At 66.0% G+C, this 418-nt stretch carries 1 protein-coding gene; it reads right to left on the bottom strand.

Annotated elements, in window-relative coordinates:
• The coding region (locus CHM34_RS18605) for an SDR family NAD(P)-dependent oxidoreductase (protein WP_141201793.1) at nt 1-418 on the bottom strand (418 nt) is incomplete at both ends.

Below are 418 nucleotides of genomic sequence, written 5' to 3'. Positions count from 1 at the left end.
GGAATGGTCAGTTCGGCGTTGACGCTCGACATATTGATGATGCAGCCGGCTTCGCCGCGCTTGACCATCTCGCGCGCCGCCGCCTGGCTGCACAGGAACATCGATTTCAGGTTGATGCGCAGCACGCGGTCGAAGTCGTCTTCTTCAAGGTCGAGGAAATCGGCGGCATGGGTCACGCCCGCGTTGTTGACCAGGATGTCGATGCGGCCAAAGGCCTCCAGCGTGGCCGCGATCATCGCGTCGACTTCGCGCTTGACGCCGACATCGGCGCGAAAGAACCGGGCCGCTTCGCCCAGGCTGGCGGCGGCCTGTTCGCCTTCGGGGCGGATGTCGACCAGCATGACCCGCGCGCCTTCCTGCACCAGGCGCTGGGCGCAGGCAAGGCCGATGCCCTGGCTGGCGCCGGTGACGATGGCAA

The sequence above is a fragment of the Paludifilum halophilum genome (genome assembly GCF_002245355.1).
GTDB classification, from domain to species: Bacteria; Bacillota; Bacilli; order Thermoactinomycetales; family DSM-45169; genus Paludifilum; species Paludifilum halophilum.
Note: the sequence above shows the minus strand (reverse complement) of the source record. Positions and strands in the feature narration are given on the sequence as shown.